Annotated in this window: 13 protein-coding genes and 3 pseudogenes; 4 read left to right on the top strand and 12 right to left on the bottom strand. The window is 70.0% G+C overall.

Translation table 11 applies throughout. From position 1 onward, the window contains the following. Nucleotides 1-302: transposase (locus FF36_RS30265; RefSeq protein ID WP_044888628.1), on the top strand; the 302-nt coding region annotated here is incomplete at its 5' end. 407 nt (nucleotides 303-709) lie between these two features. Here the strand turns inward: FF36_RS30265 and FF36_RS39635 are convergent. After that, nucleotides 710-1372 carry a hypothetical protein gene (locus FF36_RS39635; protein WP_242422994.1) on the bottom strand — a complete coding sequence of 221 codons (663 nt, stop codon included), beginning with the start codon at nucleotides 1370-1372 and terminating at the stop codon, nucleotides 710-712. Between FF36_RS39635 and FF36_RS30260 the strand changes: the two genes are divergently transcribed. Further along, complete coding sequence (locus FF36_RS30260; RefSeq protein WP_242419888.1) at nucleotides 1353-2756, top strand: MFS transporter; 1404 nt, start codon at nucleotides 1353-1355, stop codon at nucleotides 2754-2756. The two genes, FF36_RS39635 and FF36_RS30260, sit on opposite strands and share 20 nt — an antisense overlap. 276 nt (nucleotides 2757-3032) lie before the next feature. Here the strand turns inward: FF36_RS30260 and FF36_RS30255 are convergent, their stop codons facing one another. The 10 genes and pseudogenes from FF36_RS30255 to FF36_RS34705 form a co-directional block, all read right to left on the bottom strand. After that, entirely contained in the window at nucleotides 3033-3908 is an 876-nt protein-coding gene (locus FF36_RS30255; protein ID WP_044888627.1) for an SAM-dependent methyltransferase, read from the bottom strand. A 108-nt stretch (nucleotides 3909-4016) separates the two neighbouring features. Then, a pseudogene (locus FF36_RS30250) lies at nucleotides 4017-5055 on the bottom strand (SPASM domain-containing protein); the annotation flags it as partial. A gap of 1 nt (nucleotide 5056) precedes the next feature. Beyond that, on the bottom strand, nucleotides 5057-5213 hold a 157-nt coding region (locus tag FF36_RS39630), incomplete at its 3' end, for a radical SAM protein (RefSeq protein ID WP_479686804.1). A gap of 746 nt (nucleotides 5214-5959) precedes the next feature. Next, a complete protein-coding gene (locus tag FF36_RS30240; RefSeq protein WP_044888625.1) occupies nucleotides 5960-6820 on the bottom strand; it encodes a metallophosphoesterase in 861 nt (286 codons plus the stop codon). Between the two features lie 8 nt (nucleotides 6821-6828). Continuing rightward, entirely contained in the window at nucleotides 6829-7782 is a 954-nt protein-coding gene (locus FF36_RS30235) for a tyrosine-protein phosphatase (protein ID WP_044888624.1), read from the bottom strand. Between the two features lie 5 nt (nucleotides 7783-7787). Beyond that, on the bottom strand, nucleotides 7788-9191 hold the full coding sequence (locus FF36_RS30230; RefSeq protein ID WP_082122367.1) for an ABC transporter substrate-binding protein: 1404 nt from the start codon (nucleotides 9189-9191) through the stop codon (nucleotides 7788-7790). A gap of 275 nt (nucleotides 9192-9466) precedes the next feature. Then, on the bottom strand, nucleotides 9467-9955 hold the full coding sequence (locus FF36_RS30225; protein ID WP_044888623.1) for an aminoacyl-tRNA deacylase: 489 nt from the start codon (nucleotides 9953-9955) through the stop codon (nucleotides 9467-9469). Between the two features lie 85 nt (nucleotides 9956-10040). Beyond that, a complete protein-coding gene (locus FF36_RS30220; RefSeq protein ID WP_044888622.1) occupies nucleotides 10041-10676 on the bottom strand; it encodes a LysE family translocator in 636 nt (211 codons plus the stop codon). A gap of 65 nt (nucleotides 10677-10741) precedes the next feature. Next, on the bottom strand, nucleotides 10742-11266 hold the full coding sequence (locus FF36_RS30215) for a transposase (RefSeq protein ID WP_082122366.1): 525 nt from the start codon (nucleotides 11264-11266) through the stop codon (nucleotides 10742-10744). 51 nt (nucleotides 11267-11317) lie between these two features. Then, nucleotides 11318-11443: pseudogene (locus tag FF36_RS34705) on the bottom strand (IS6 family transposase); the annotation flags it as partial. A gap of 599 nt (nucleotides 11444-12042) precedes the next feature. Here FF36_RS34705 and FF36_RS41340 point away from each other — a divergent pair. Together FF36_RS41340 and FF36_RS35195 are read left to right on the top strand one after the other, a co-directional pair. Continuing rightward, complete coding sequence (locus FF36_RS41340; RefSeq protein ID WP_082122365.1) at nucleotides 12043-12363, top strand: RICIN domain-containing protein; 321 nt, start codon at nucleotides 12043-12045, stop codon at nucleotides 12361-12363. 126 nt (nucleotides 12364-12489) lie between these two features. Beyond that, a complete protein-coding gene (locus FF36_RS35195; RefSeq protein ID WP_128423438.1) occupies nucleotides 12490-12771 on the top strand; it encodes a cell division protein SepF in 282 nt (93 codons plus the stop codon). A gap of 327 nt (nucleotides 12772-13098) precedes the next feature. Here FF36_RS35195 and FF36_RS30210 read toward each other — a convergent pair. Next, a pseudogene (locus FF36_RS30210) lies at nucleotides 13099-13445 on the bottom strand (IS701 family transposase); the annotation flags it as partial.

The raw sequence follows: 13445 nt of genomic DNA, 5'->3' as shown, positions 1-13445 counted from the left end.
CCACATCCACCACCGGACGGACCCTCACCATCCACCCCCAGCACACCCAGCTGGCCGCCGCCCGCCGCGAGGCCACCAACCCGGCATGGCAGGACGAGTACCGCCGCTGGCGTCCCCCGGTAGAACGCGGAATCGCCTGGCTGGTAGCCCACGGCAACCGCCGCGTGCCCTACCGCGGCGTGACCCGCAACGACACCTGGCTCCACCACCGCGCCGCCGCACTCAACCTCCGCCGGCTGATCAACCTCGGACTCACCCACACCAGCACCAACGGCTGGACCCTGACCGCCGCACCCCCTTAAACCACGGCCATCCACCCCCACCAGCACCCCGCAAGATTTTCAGTGATCTTCTAGGCCAGAGGCAATGGCGCGTCGCATCCCTTCCGGCCTCGGATCAGCGCGCCCAGCCGGGTGTTGACCTCCTCGGCGCGGAGGCCGTAGTCCGCCAGGTCGTAGCGGTGAGCACGCAGGCGGTCCTCCTCGGCCAGTACGGCCGACATGGCCGGGGGGCCTCAGCGGGGAGGTCCCATCCGCAGAAACGGCGGATATCGGCGACGGTGGCCAGCGGGTCGGCGGTGAAGTCCGCGCACTCGACGTCGTAGAACCTGGCTGGGTCGCGTCCGGCCCGGTCTTGGTCCGCCAGCCACGCGGCGTAGGTCGCAGGTGCGCGGTGTACTCGAATAGAAATGTGGGCATTGACTGGCGGATCAATTGCGAGCAGTCCTCGACCGTGTGGGCGACGCGATTGCAACCAGGATGTCGCACAGATTGCCGCGGACCATTTGGCCGCCGTCCGGAGTCAGGTCAGCCTCCTGCTCGTAGGACGTCAAGACCACCTCGAGCCCCTCCAGGTAATCCGGCGGGCCGAAGGCGGAAAGTCCAGTCAGGTCGGAGGCTGCAGCGTGTAGTTCCTCAGTTGTACCGATCTTGTCCGCGGAGCGGCCGCTGTAATCCGATGTGGGTGGAACGGCGGATGACGTCGAAGTAAACTTCTTCACGAATCGCAGGTCGTCGAAAGGTTCCGCGTATCGTCCGAAAGTTTCCGTGCATCGTCCAGCCGCAGTTTCAGGGCGAGCGCATATTGTCCGCGATGCCGTCGACCGCGGCCGCAGAGTCGGATCGCGCTCCCGTCGGTTGTCGAGAGAGTTGAGCGTTGCTGGAATGTGGTCCCAGCGCTCGACCTCGGTTGTTTTTCTTCCCGCAACGATCGGAGCGCTCATGGTGTCGATGTCGCGGCTAGCTGGCGACGGGACTCCCGGTGTCTCTGGTGGCGCGGTGTCGGCCGGGCTGAGCGCCGGCCGGCGGCAGGTGGTGTTGGCGATCTGCTGCTCGAGCGCGTTTGTCGTCGCGATGGATGCGACGATCCTCAACGTCGGCCTGCCGTCGATCAAAAGTGATCTGCATGCCGCCGACTCCGGGCTGCAGTGGACGGTGGACGCCTACAGCCTCGTACTGGCGAGTCTGCTGCTCTTCTCGGGCTCGATGGGCGACCGGTTCGGGCGCAGGCGCGTGTTCCGGACCGGGCTGACGCTGTTCTCCTTCGGGTCGTTGCTGTGCAGTCTGGCGCCGGGTCTCGGCTGGTTGATCGCGTTCCGGATGATCCAGGCGGTCGGCGGGTCGATGCTGAACCCCGTCGCGCTGGCGATCATCACGAACACCTTCACCGAGCGTCGGGAGCGGGCGCGCGCGATCGGCCTGTGGGGCGGGGTGGTCGGCCTGAGCCTGGCGCTGGGACCGGTTCTCGGCGGGCTGTTGGTCGACACGGCCGGCTGGCGGTCGATCTTCTGGATCAACGTGCCGGTCGGCGTCATTGCGATGATGCTCACCGGTCGGTACCTGCCCGAGTCGAGGGCGCCGCGGGCCCGGCGGTTCGACCCGGCGGGCCAGGTGCTGGTCGCCGTCACCTTCGGCACCCTCGCTTACGCGATCATCGAGGCGCCGGACGCCGGCTGGGCCGCCCCGCGGACGATCGTCCTGTTCCTCGTCGCGGCCCTCGCCCTGGCTGGGCTGGTCGGGTGTGAGAGGCGGCGCCAGGACGCCCTGTTGGACGTGCGGTTCTTCCGCAGCGCTCCGTTTTCCGGGGCCACCGCCATCGCGGTCTGCGCCTACGCGGCGATGGGCGGCTTCCTGTTCCTGAACACGCTCTACCTGCAGGCCGTGCGCGGCTACTCGGCCATGCACGCCGGACTGCTGACGCTACCGATGGCGGCCCTCGCGGCGGTGATGCCGCTGATCTCCGGTCGACTCGTGGCCAGCCACGGCCCCCGGCCATCATTGATCCTCGCCGGGATCGCGATATCAGTCAGCGGCGTCATCCTGTCCTTCCTGGGCACGTATACCGACCTCGCGCCGGTCATCTGCGCGTACGTGCTTTTCGGCGCCGGGTTCGGGATGGTCAGCGCCCCGACCACGAATGTGGCGGTATCCGGGATGCCGCTCGCCCAGGCAGGCGTCGCGGGGGCGGTCGCCGGTACCAGCCGACAGATCGGCATGACGCTCGGCGTCGCGGTCCTCGGCTCGGTAGCCGCGCATCACGCCGCGGGTGGTTCCGGCGTGACTATCGACCCGACCAGCGCGCCCTCCTGGTGGATCATGGTTGGCTGTGGGCTGGCCATTGCCGTACTCGGCGTTCTCACCACCGGCCGTTGGGCACGCGACACTGCGGTCCGGACCGCGGCGCTGTTCATCCCCCAACCAGCGCCGCCGGGGCCCGAGGTGGTGGCGGTCGGGGAATGGCGCATCTCGTGCGGATGACTCTCAGTTGACTGGTGGAGTGCTGTTATCCAACCGGGGCTCCGGCAAGTCCGTTAAATATCGCGTGTTGTTCAAGTCGTGCAGTATTCCCGCTCCCTCAACCAGTGGACTGTGTCGTCCGATGCTGGGTCCGCCCCGAGGACGGCTGAGGGCCGGCGCTGCTGCGGCAGGAACGCACGGACCAGCTGATCGCCGGCCTGCCCGCCCGGGCCGCCGTGCGCGCCGGGCAGGTAAAAGGGGCGGCTGGCGAGGCCACACCCAAGCGCCGTTGCAGTACTACGGCTTGCGGCCGACGGCGCCGTAGAAGCTGACCTGAGCGTCGGTGAGATCGGTCGGGGCCGCGCCGTCCGGGCGCCAGCGGTGCACGATCTGCAGGCCGGGATCGAGCAGCTCCAGGCCGTCGAAGAAGCGGGCGACCTCGGCCCGGGTCCGCGCCTGTGCGGGGATGCCACCGGCCCGGTAGGCGGCGGCGAGCCGTTCCATCCCCTCGTCGTGGTCGGCGGTGGCGTGGGTGAGGGTCAGGTAGCTGCCCGACGGCAGTTCCCGCAGCAGCCGGCCCAACAGGCCGCGTGGATCGTCGGCGTCCGGGATGAAGTGCATGATGGCGATCAGGGAGAGCGCTACCGGCCGGGTGAGGTCGAGGGCCGTTCGCAGTTCCGGGGCGGCCAGGATGCTCTCGGGGTCGTGCAGGTCCACGTCGAGGTAGGTGGTCGTGCCCTGCGGGGTGCTGGTGAGCAGCGCGCGGGCGTGCGTGAGCACGATCGGATCGTTGTCGGCATAGACGACCCGGGCGTCCGGTGCGACGGACTGGGCCACCTCGTGCAGGTTCGGGCTGGTGGGAATGCCGGTGCCGATGTCGAGGAACTGGCGGACCCCCGCCTCGCCGGCCAGGTGACGAGTGGTGCGGACCATGAAGGCCCGGTTCGCGTGGGACGCGACGCGGGCGTTCGGGAAGGCGGCGAGGGCCTGCTCGGCGGCCTCCCGGTCGGCGGGGAAGTTGTCCTTGCCGCCGAGGTAGTAGTCGTACATCCGAGCCGAATGCGGCTGGTCGGTCCTCAGATCGATCGGGCTGTGCGCACCGCCCAGGGTCGTCCGCCACGTCGCACCCCCCGCGCCGTCGACCCCGGCCTCGTGCGGCTTCCCACCGGTCACGCGCGACCTCCCTCATGTATGCAAATGATTCCCGCGAATCACCCTAATACGGACTGCATCGCCGGGATCATCCTCCCTGGGTGGCTCGTCCGGCGCGTGGGCGGGGCGTCAGTCGACCCAGTCGGCGGGCCACCGGATGTCCGCGGCGGTGAGGCAGGGCCGTTCGGTCGAGGGCCAGGGCGTGTCCAGGTCCTCCTCGAGAAGCGAGAACAGCCCGTGGTCGAACGGTTCGCCGGGTGCCGGGGCGGTCTGGACCAGCCGTTCCCGCCGGCCGGCGCGCTGGTGGGTCAGCGCGCGGTGGTGGCAGTAGGGGTTGTTGCCGGGGCGACCGAAGAAGGTGTGGGCGGTCCAGGTGCAGCCGCCGCGGCAGACGTCCGCGTAGGTGCAGCCGCGGCAGAAGCCCCACAGGTTCTCGGCCGCGGCCGCCGTGCCCGCCGTCAGGTTGATGCCGAGCTCGGGGGCGTCGCGGAGCAGGTCGGTGAGGCTGCGGTCGAGGATGTTCCCGCCGGCATAGTCCCGGGTGGGCAGCGACGGGCAACCCTTGATCGTGCCGTCCGACTCGATGCCGAGGGTGGACAGCCCGGCCTGGCAGCCGGTCCAGAAAGCCGAACCCTCGGGGGAGCGCAGCAGCCGCTCGTAGGGACCGTAGTAGCCGACGTTGTTCCCGGCGTGGATCCGGACGCCGTCCTGGCTGGCGCGCCGGGCGATCCGGGCGAGCACCGGGAACACCTCGAGCAGCTCGACCGGCTGGAGCAGCAGGTCGGCGTGGTCGGCCGCGTTGCCCATCGGGACGGTGAGCTGCCACTGCCAGGCGACGACGCCCGCCGAGCGCAGCCGCTGGTAGAGCCGCGGGAGCTCCGGCGCGGTCAGCCGGTTGATCTGCGTGTTGCAGGTCGCCTCGACCCCGGCCGACCGCAGGCGCTCCATCGTCCGAAAGCACGACTCCCACGAGCCCACCCGACCACGAAGTCGATCGTGGGTCGCGGTCATGCCGTCCACGGACACCGAGCACTGGGTGACGCCCGCCGCCCGCAGGCCGCGCGCCATCGCCGCGCTCAACCGGTACCCGCCGGTCGTGACCGTGCAGCCCATTCCCCGGCGGGTGATCTCGGCGGCGATCGTCAGCCAGTCCCGGCGCAGGAACGCCNCCCCGCCGATGAGCGTGACCTCGTCGATGCCGACCGCGTCGAGCTGGGCCACCACGTCCAGGGCCTGCGCGGTGGACAGCTCCGCCGGACGCCGGGCCCCGGCGCGCGAGCCGCAGTGCCCGCACGCCAGGTTGCACGCCAGGGTCAGCTCCCACACGGCGTAGGTCCGCCGCCGTCCCCGCACCGCGTCCGGGTGGCTCCCGGCCGGTGACCGGGCGGCCGGGGCTGCGGCGGCCCGAGCCGCGGCGGCCGGACCTGCGGCGGCCGGACCTGCGGCGGCCCGACCTGCGGCGGCCCGACCTGCGGCGGCGCCGAACGGGCTCACCGCCGGAACAGCCGGCGCAGCCAGCCCCGCCCACGCCGAGCGGGGGGCCGACCTCCGTCGTCCCACGCCGGCAGCGGTGGACCGCCATAGACCGGCGCCGGCGCCGGCGCCGGGGGCGGGGGCGGACCGCCGGAGATCACCGCCGGCGGCAGGGGCGGACCGCCGTAAATGGGCGCCGGCGGCGGGGGCGGGCCCTGCTGCCAGGCCGGCACCTGCTGCCAGGCCGGCACGGAGGAGGGTCCGGCGGGTGGCAGCGGTGGCGGTGGGCCGGCGGGCAGCCAGCCGGCGGGCGCGATGAGCGTCTCCTCCCCGGCCTCCTCGGCGGCGAGCCGGGCGGCGATGTCGTCGGCGCGCCGCGGGTCGACCTGCGCGTCCCGGTCGGGACCGCGCGGCAGCCGGGGATCCGGCCGTTGCTCCGGTGATTCGCCCCTCGTTATCCCCCACCCCCGTTCCGGTCCATCATCGTCGATGGGGCGCTCGGCACATACGGACGGGTAGACATCCCCGCGAACCTTCGACGGCGCGGGGGTGGGGCCCGCACGGGCGATGCCGTCCGGGCCCCGTGGACCACGCGGGGCTCAGTGGGCGGCGCTGAGCTGCGCGATCTCGTCGAGGGTGACGTCGTAGATGACCTCGGTGGGGGTCAGCGGGATCGCGGTGGCGACGGCGGCGTCGGGGTAGACGTCGACGCGGGTGTACTCCCCGCCGACCATGCCGGTCAGCCGGTCGGCCGGGCCGAGGGTGCGGGCGCTGTAGGCGGTCGCGCCGGCAACCCAGACCGGCACGCCCCCGATCACCCCGGCGGAGGAGTGGTGGGCGTGGCCGGTCAGGACGATCCGGACGTCGGTGCCGGCCAGCACGTCGGCCAGGTTCGCGGGCTCCGCCAGCAGGTACTTGTTCACCATGGAGATCGGCGACGGCACGGGCGGGTGGTGCAGGGCGAGGACCGTTCCACCGGGCGCCGGGGTGGCCAGCTCGTCGGCGAGCCAGCGCAACTGGGCGGTGCTGAGGAAGCCGCCGTGCTCGCCCGGTTCGGTCGTGTCCAGGACGATGATCCGCAGATCGTCGACCCAGTGGACGTAGTCGTAGGGCTCCTCGGTGGGCTCCGCGCCGAGCAGCCCCGCCCGGAACGGACCCCGCGAGTCGTGGTTGCCGACGGCGTAGAGGACCGGTGCGCCCAGCCGCTCGGCCACCGGCTCGACCAGGTCACGCAGGCGCTGGTAGGCGACGAGGTCCCCGCTGTCGGCGAGGTCGCCGGTCAGCAGCAGCGCGCCGACCTTCAGGGTGGAGGCCTCGATCTGCTCGAGGGCCGTGCGCAGCCCGGCGTGGGAGTCGACCTTGCCGTGGAGCAGCTCGCCCTCGCGGACGATGTGGGTGTCGCTGAGCTGGAGGAGGATGTGGCTGGGAGTGAAGTCGCTCGGGTCGAGAGAGCTGGACATGAGGGCCCCTAGAGTTCGTGATGGTCGGAGTCGACGGCGGTCGGGTGCGGGGCAACCAGGAGCGCGTCGACCAGGCGGTCCAGCGCGTGCGCGGTCGCGCCGTGCGCCAGCAGATACGAGCGGGTGTCCCCGAAGCCGGCGTGGATGCGGTCCAGCGCGCGCAGGATGAGCTCCGGCGGGCTGGCCAGCATGGCCGGTGCCACCGCGGCGCCGTCCGCCGAGGTCCGGGCCGACATCCGCAGGACGGCGGCGGCGGCCTCGTCGCGCAGGAAGTAGGACGTCAGGGCGAAGTCCTCGGCGATGACCTCGGTCGGCACCCCGGCGAGGTCGAGGACCAGGGCGACGACCAGGCCCGTGCGGTCCTTGCCGGCGCTGCAGTGCACGATCGCCGGCAGTGCGCCCGGCGCGGCGAGTGCGACGACCGCGGCGGTGAGGCGGCTGCCGCGCTGGTCGACGGCGAAGTCGAACACGCTGGCCAGATCGCCGTCGGCCCCCGCGGCCCGGACGGCCGCCATGCCGGCGGCGGCGCCGACGGCCGCCGACTCGCCCGCGCCGTCACCGTCGGCCACTCGGCCCACGGCAGCCTGCGCCGCGGCGGGCAGGGTGAAGATCGGCACCCGGCGGTGGGTGGCGGGCAGCCGGCCGAGCGCGTCCGGGTCGTGCTCGACCTCGGCGTCCTCGCGCAGGTCGACGACGGTGCGCAGGCCGATCTGGGCGAGCACCGCCCGGCCGCGCCCGTCGAGGCCACGCAGGGCACCGGAGCGCAGCAGCGTGCGCCACCGGACCGTCCGGCCGTCGGCGGCCGGGTAACCACCGACGTCACGCAGGTTGATCGTGCCGGGCAGCGGCAGGCCGCGTCGCGTCGGTGGCGCCGCGATCGCCTCCGCGTCAGCGGAGTCGGGGGTGGCAGCGGAGTCGGGGGAGTCGGGGGAGGCGGGGGTGGGAGGGGCCTGGGTGGTCATCGGGCTCACCGGGCCGGCATGAGGTCGGAGGCCTGCTTCTGGGCGCCGGCCAGGGTGGAGGCGGGGTCCTTGCCGCTGAACACGGCGCCCTCGACCGCTGTCATCATCGTGTCCTGGATCTGCAGGTAGTTGTCGCCGGGGAAGGCCGCCCACGGCTGCAGCCGGGTGAGCTGGTCGAGGTTGGGCTTGATGAGCGGGTTCGCCTTCGCCCACGCCTGCAGGCCGTTCGGGTCGTCGATGAGCCCGGTGCGCAGCGGCAGGTAGCCGATCTTCGAGGAGATCTGGGTGTAGGCGTAGTCGCTGGTGAGGAACTTGATCAGTTCCCAGGCGGCGCGCTGCTTGGCCGGGTCCTTGCTGAAGATGGCCAGGGCCGAGCCCGAGTTGGTGGGGACGACGGGCTTCGAGCCGAAGCCCGGCTCACCCGTGGCGCCGAGCTCCCAGTTGTTCGCCTTGGCGCCCGCCATCAGGGCGGCCTGCACGGCGCTGCTTTCGACCATCATGCCGAGCTGCCCGCTGCTGAACGCCTTGAGTGCCTGCTGCTGGTCGAGGTTCGGCATCGCCCCGCTGCGGACGAGGTCCTGCGACATCGAGACGGTCTCGACGGCGGGCGCGTCGGCGAAGGTCAGCCTGCTCGCGTCCGGCGCCATCACCCGGCCGCCGTTGGAGAGCACCATCGACTGCCAGCACCAGTCCACCGTCTGCTTGGTCAGGCAGTTGACCTCGATGCCCTCCTTGCCGGTCCTCGCCTTGATGGCCAGCGCCGCGGCCTTGACGTCCGCCCAGGTCTTCGGCGGGTTCGCCGGGTCGAGACCGGCCTGGGCGAACAGCGTCTTGTTGATCCACATCACCGGCGTCGAGAAGACGTACGGGACGGCGTAGGTGCGGCCGTCGACCTCACCGAGCTTCGGCACGGCCGGGGCGTAGGGGTGCGCGCCGCCGTAGTTCGTGGCGAGGGCGTCCTTGCCGACGAGGGTGTCGATGGGCGCCGCGCCCAGGCTGGTGGCGGCGAACCGCAGCGCGTTGAAGGTGATCTGGCCGACGTCCGGCGGGTTTCCGGCCAGCACCTGGTTCTTGATGCTGGTGGTGTACTCGTTGCCGGTGGTCACCCCCTGCGGGGGCTGGCCCTTGACGGTGATGTTCGGGTGTTCCTTCTCGAACTGCGCGATGAGGCCCTGGATTACGGGCTTCCAGGTGCCGGTGCTCAGCAGGTTGTAGCTCTCGAAGACGATCGAGACCTTCTGGTCGGCGGCGAGCTGCGGGATCGTGCCGGTCGCGCCGGCCGGGGCCTGGGCGGAGTCGGAGGTGGACGAGTCCGTCGCGCACGCGGCGGCCAGCGCCGCCACCAGCGTCACCGCGGCGGCGGCGCGTAGCAGGCGTGGTCGAGGCAGGCGTGGTCGAGCCACGGGCATGCTCCTTGAGAGGGTGAGGACGGCTAGTCCAGGTACGTCCGTTCCGGGAGATGGCTGGTTCCCGGTTCGTCGTTACGTAGGTAGCGTCCGATGCGCAGGTGAACGGCCCACGACGGAGGGGAAACGGATGGCCGTCACTTACCGCAACGAATTTGCCGGGCCTGTCGTCGCCCGGTGAGATCTTCCCTGGTCGGGTTCTTGGCCGGATCGCCTGCGGTGACGGGGAGTAGGCGAGCGGCGATCGGGGCGACGTCAAGGGTGAGAGGGGCTCACCCTCACCGGGACAGCTCGCCGAAGATCGGCTTGACCAGTTCGATCAGATGGCCGACGTCGACCTGGATGGTGCGATCGGCCCGCCCACTGCCGCAGCAGACGACGCCCATCTGCCGGACGGCGACGTCGAACACCACGACCACCCCCGCCGCGGCGCACACCGGGCTCGCTCCGCCGGGCTCCATGCCGAGGGCCCGCAGGTCCTCCGGTGCCGCCTGGCTGAGCTTGGCGCGGGAGGTTCCCGCCGCCCGGGCCAGCCTGCCGTAGTTGACCCGGCCGGTGACCGGGAGCGCGGCGAGGACGAAACCGCGGTCGGCATTTCTGAACACCATCGTCTTCAACAGCCGCTCGGTCGGGAGGCCCAGCAGCAGTTCCGCGTCCGCCTGCCCGACGATCGGCTCGTGATCCATCACCGTGAACGGCACTCCGGCGGCCAGGAGCACCTGTTCCGGGGATGAAATCCCGTCCGGTCGGTGCACCAGCTCGGACATGACACGCCTTTCCTCGACGGAACGCGGACGCTATCACCCGCTTCGGTCGGCCGCACCGCCATATTCCGGGTGCCCGACATTCGGGTCAGGGCCGGCGGCTGACGGCCAGCTTCAGCCCCAGTCCCATCATGACGACTCCCGACGCCCCGCCGATGGCCGACAGCCGGCGCGGCGAGCGCGCCAGCCAGCTACGGGCGGTTCCGGCGAGCAGGCCCCACGACACGTCCGAGACCAGCGCGATCGCCACGCAGATCAGGCCGAGGACCAGCAGTTGGCCGGGCACGCCACCGGCCGACCGGTCGACGAACTGCGGCAGCACCGCGGTGAAGATGAGCACTCCCTTGGGATTACCGATTCCCACGACGAAGCCGTCCCGCAGGATCCGCAGGGAGGGGTACGAGGACGTGGGCCTCGCGACCGCGACGGCGAGATCGCCGCGGTGCCGCCATGCCTGCCAGCCGAGATAGACGAGGTAACCGGCGCCGGCGAACTTGAGCACGGAGAACACCACCACCGAGCGTTCGACGACGAATCCCAGGCCGCACGCCACCGCCAGAACCTGGACCAGCATCGCCGACTCGTTGCCGAGCGCGGTGAACACCGCCGCCCGCCGACCCAGCGAGACTCCCCGGCTGACGACGAAGAGCACGCTCGGCCCGGGCACCACGATCAGCGTCACCACGACAAGCAGGAAGGAGGCGAGTCGCTGGGTATCGATCACGGCAGAACTCCTCTAGGCCGCGTATTGGGTGGTGATCAAGGTGTGGTTCGGGTGAGTTCTTTGATTCAGATCATGGAGGCGCGGAGGTGGAAGCCGGTGAGGTAGCTGGTAGGGATTTCGTCGTAGCGGGTGGCGATACCTCGCCAGGCCTTCATCCTGTTGATCGTCCGTTCGACGGTGTTCCGGTCCTTGTGCAGGTCGGTGTCGTGGCCGGCGGCGGCTTTCTCCACCGCGGCCAGCCTTTCGGGGTCCAGGCGCACCCCGGAAGCGCCATGATGAGCGCGAACGGTCGTGGAGTCCACGCTTACCAGCGACAGATCGACCTCACCCCGCCGGGCAGCCTCGGTGAGCATGCCGTTCAGCAGGGCCTCGAACACCCCGGCGTCACGCCACTGCCGGAACCGGTTGTGCACCATCGACCAGGCACCGAACTCCGCGGGCATCTCCCGCCACTGCCCACCCGTCGGCGACCTCAACAGCACCCCGGCGAACTGCTCCCGCAGCCGCTCGGGATACGGGCCGTACTCGCCGATCGGCAAGTACGGCCGGACGAACTTCCACTCCGCGTCGGTCAACTGCACCCGTGTCATACGGACGATCTACCGGGCCGGACCCCACGACCAGGACGAAACCAACCAAGTGAACCGGCGGACCCACCGGTAGATCGTCACGTGGTCGACGACGATGCCGTGTTCGGCGAGGAGTTCTTCGAGGTCCCGGTAGGACAGCGAGTAGCGCAGGTACCACCGCACCGCCAGCACGATCACGTCCGGTGGGAACCGGAACCCGCGAAGTCCGAGGCCGGAGCTGGCGGATGAAGCCGACGACGCCGCATCACTTGATCATGCACGATCGGCCACCCAAGCTTCCGCATCCGACGAACGCAACAGCGCCGTGCCACGGCTGGCAGCTGGCGCTGAGTTCCCACACGAGTGGCAACAGATCGCCCGAGAAGAACCGAGCACTCCCGACCATCGGTTTCTTTCGGTATCAGCCAACGCATGTCAAGTCCCCGGACGGGGAGACCAGGGGCAAGTATGCGGACCGCAAGGCCACCGGCATTGTGACGTTCGAGCCAGGTCTCGAAAAACATCCACGAGACACCAGTGGGTCAACCGCCGGCCAGTTGGCCATACACGGGTGCTCAGGCAATTGCTGCCGCCCAGATCCAGGTACCGATCCCCCGTTGCTGTGAGTGATTAAATTGACACGATTGCCGGCCCGGTGCAGGCTGTGCGGAGTTGTTTGGTGGACGTCAGCCAACCGATTCTGCGACCCGAGAAACGTCCAGGCGATAACGCCGCTCCGGCGGAGGTCAGCGTGAGAAAACCAAAGTTCCGCCGCCCATGGACATCGGCATCAAGAAATGCGACGGTTCTCGTCGCCGCAGCCGCCCTGTCGGTCGTTTTCGCCGCGGCAGCCTCCACCGCGAATGCGGTCGGCGCACAGCCCTCACCCGCCGTCGCGGAGTCGCAGCGGTAAGCTTGTTCAGTCGACCTGCAACACATTGAACACGAACGAGCTCTGGCGGAAATATACCTCCGGCGGTTACTGGAAATTCCAGAACTACGCTTCGGGCAAGGTCGTCACGGTTCCTGGTGGATACAATACCGGCGGCCTCCAGCTCGACGTCTACGCGGATGTGAATGGGACCAACCAGAATTGGGCGATCCTGCCCCTGGTCTAAGCTCGCCCGCATCAGAGAGCTCGCCACCCCATCGCGCCTGAGACCCCACTGTGCGGGGGATTCTGCACCGGTATAATCGGCCCGGAAGCCACCGCGCCCAGTTTCAACCCGAACAGGATGTGCCAGATGAGCGAAGGCGACGCCGGCCAGGAAACACCCACGCACATTGCGAACTCCCGCCGCGACGTGGTTCATGCAATCAGCGCCCTCCGCGAACACGGCGCCGTGATCGTCGATTTTCGAACGGCCGATGATCCCGCTCGGACCAGAATCGCCGATGTACTTGAAGGTGCTGCGCTGGCAAGCGGAAACTCACCCTTCAGACTCGCCGACAGCGTCTATTTCGTGACGGCGGGGAAGACACCCAGCAGAGCTGAGATCGAAAGATATCGCGATCTCGGGCAGTAGACAGCGACCCGGCCGACAGCCTGGCCCCGGACCGACCGCGCCGAGGCCAGGCTGTCGGCGCCAACCTCGGCGTTCGACGGTGTCTTCGCGGTCGTGCATGACGGCCTGAGACTGCCGCGCCGATGGATCGGCGACCCGAGCCGTAGCCGGGTGTGTTGACGCCAGCACTGAACCCCGCCCGGCGCTGCGGCCGCCCGCATCCACACGGTGCAGAGGTGGGGGAAGGGTTGCGGTCCTCCACGCCTCGACGATCCAAATCAAGCGGCGCAACCAAACCGGCCTGATCACAACCGCATACGCGGCCTAGTACTACAGCACCAGTGATCTTTATGTGGCTGCTGCCTGCCGGGCGATGCTTTGGGCAGCGTAGATCCGGGTCTGGTAGTGGTAGTAGCGGGCGCGGGCCTGGTGGCCGCGGCGCCAGTCCGACCACCAGGTGATCATGGCGGGTGGGAGAACGGCTTCGGTGAACAGGGCGAAGACATGGCGGATCTCGTTGAGGGTGAACGGTGTCATCATGCGCCTGTCCGGTTCCGGCTGTTCGGCGACCGGCAGGCCACCGGGGAGACGCTTGTATCCCACGGCGGTCATCGTCGGCGGGACGGCCGGCGGGTTCTGGTCGCGGTGTTTCCTCGCGGTGACGGCGAGCCAGGCGTGGGTGAGCATCGCCAGCG

It is taken from the genome of Frankia torreyi (assembly GCF_000948395.1).
GTDB lineage: Bacteria > Actinomycetota > Actinomycetes > Frankiales > Frankiaceae > Frankia > Frankia torreyi.
Note: the sequence above shows the minus strand (reverse complement) of the source record. Positions and strands in the feature narration are given on the sequence as shown.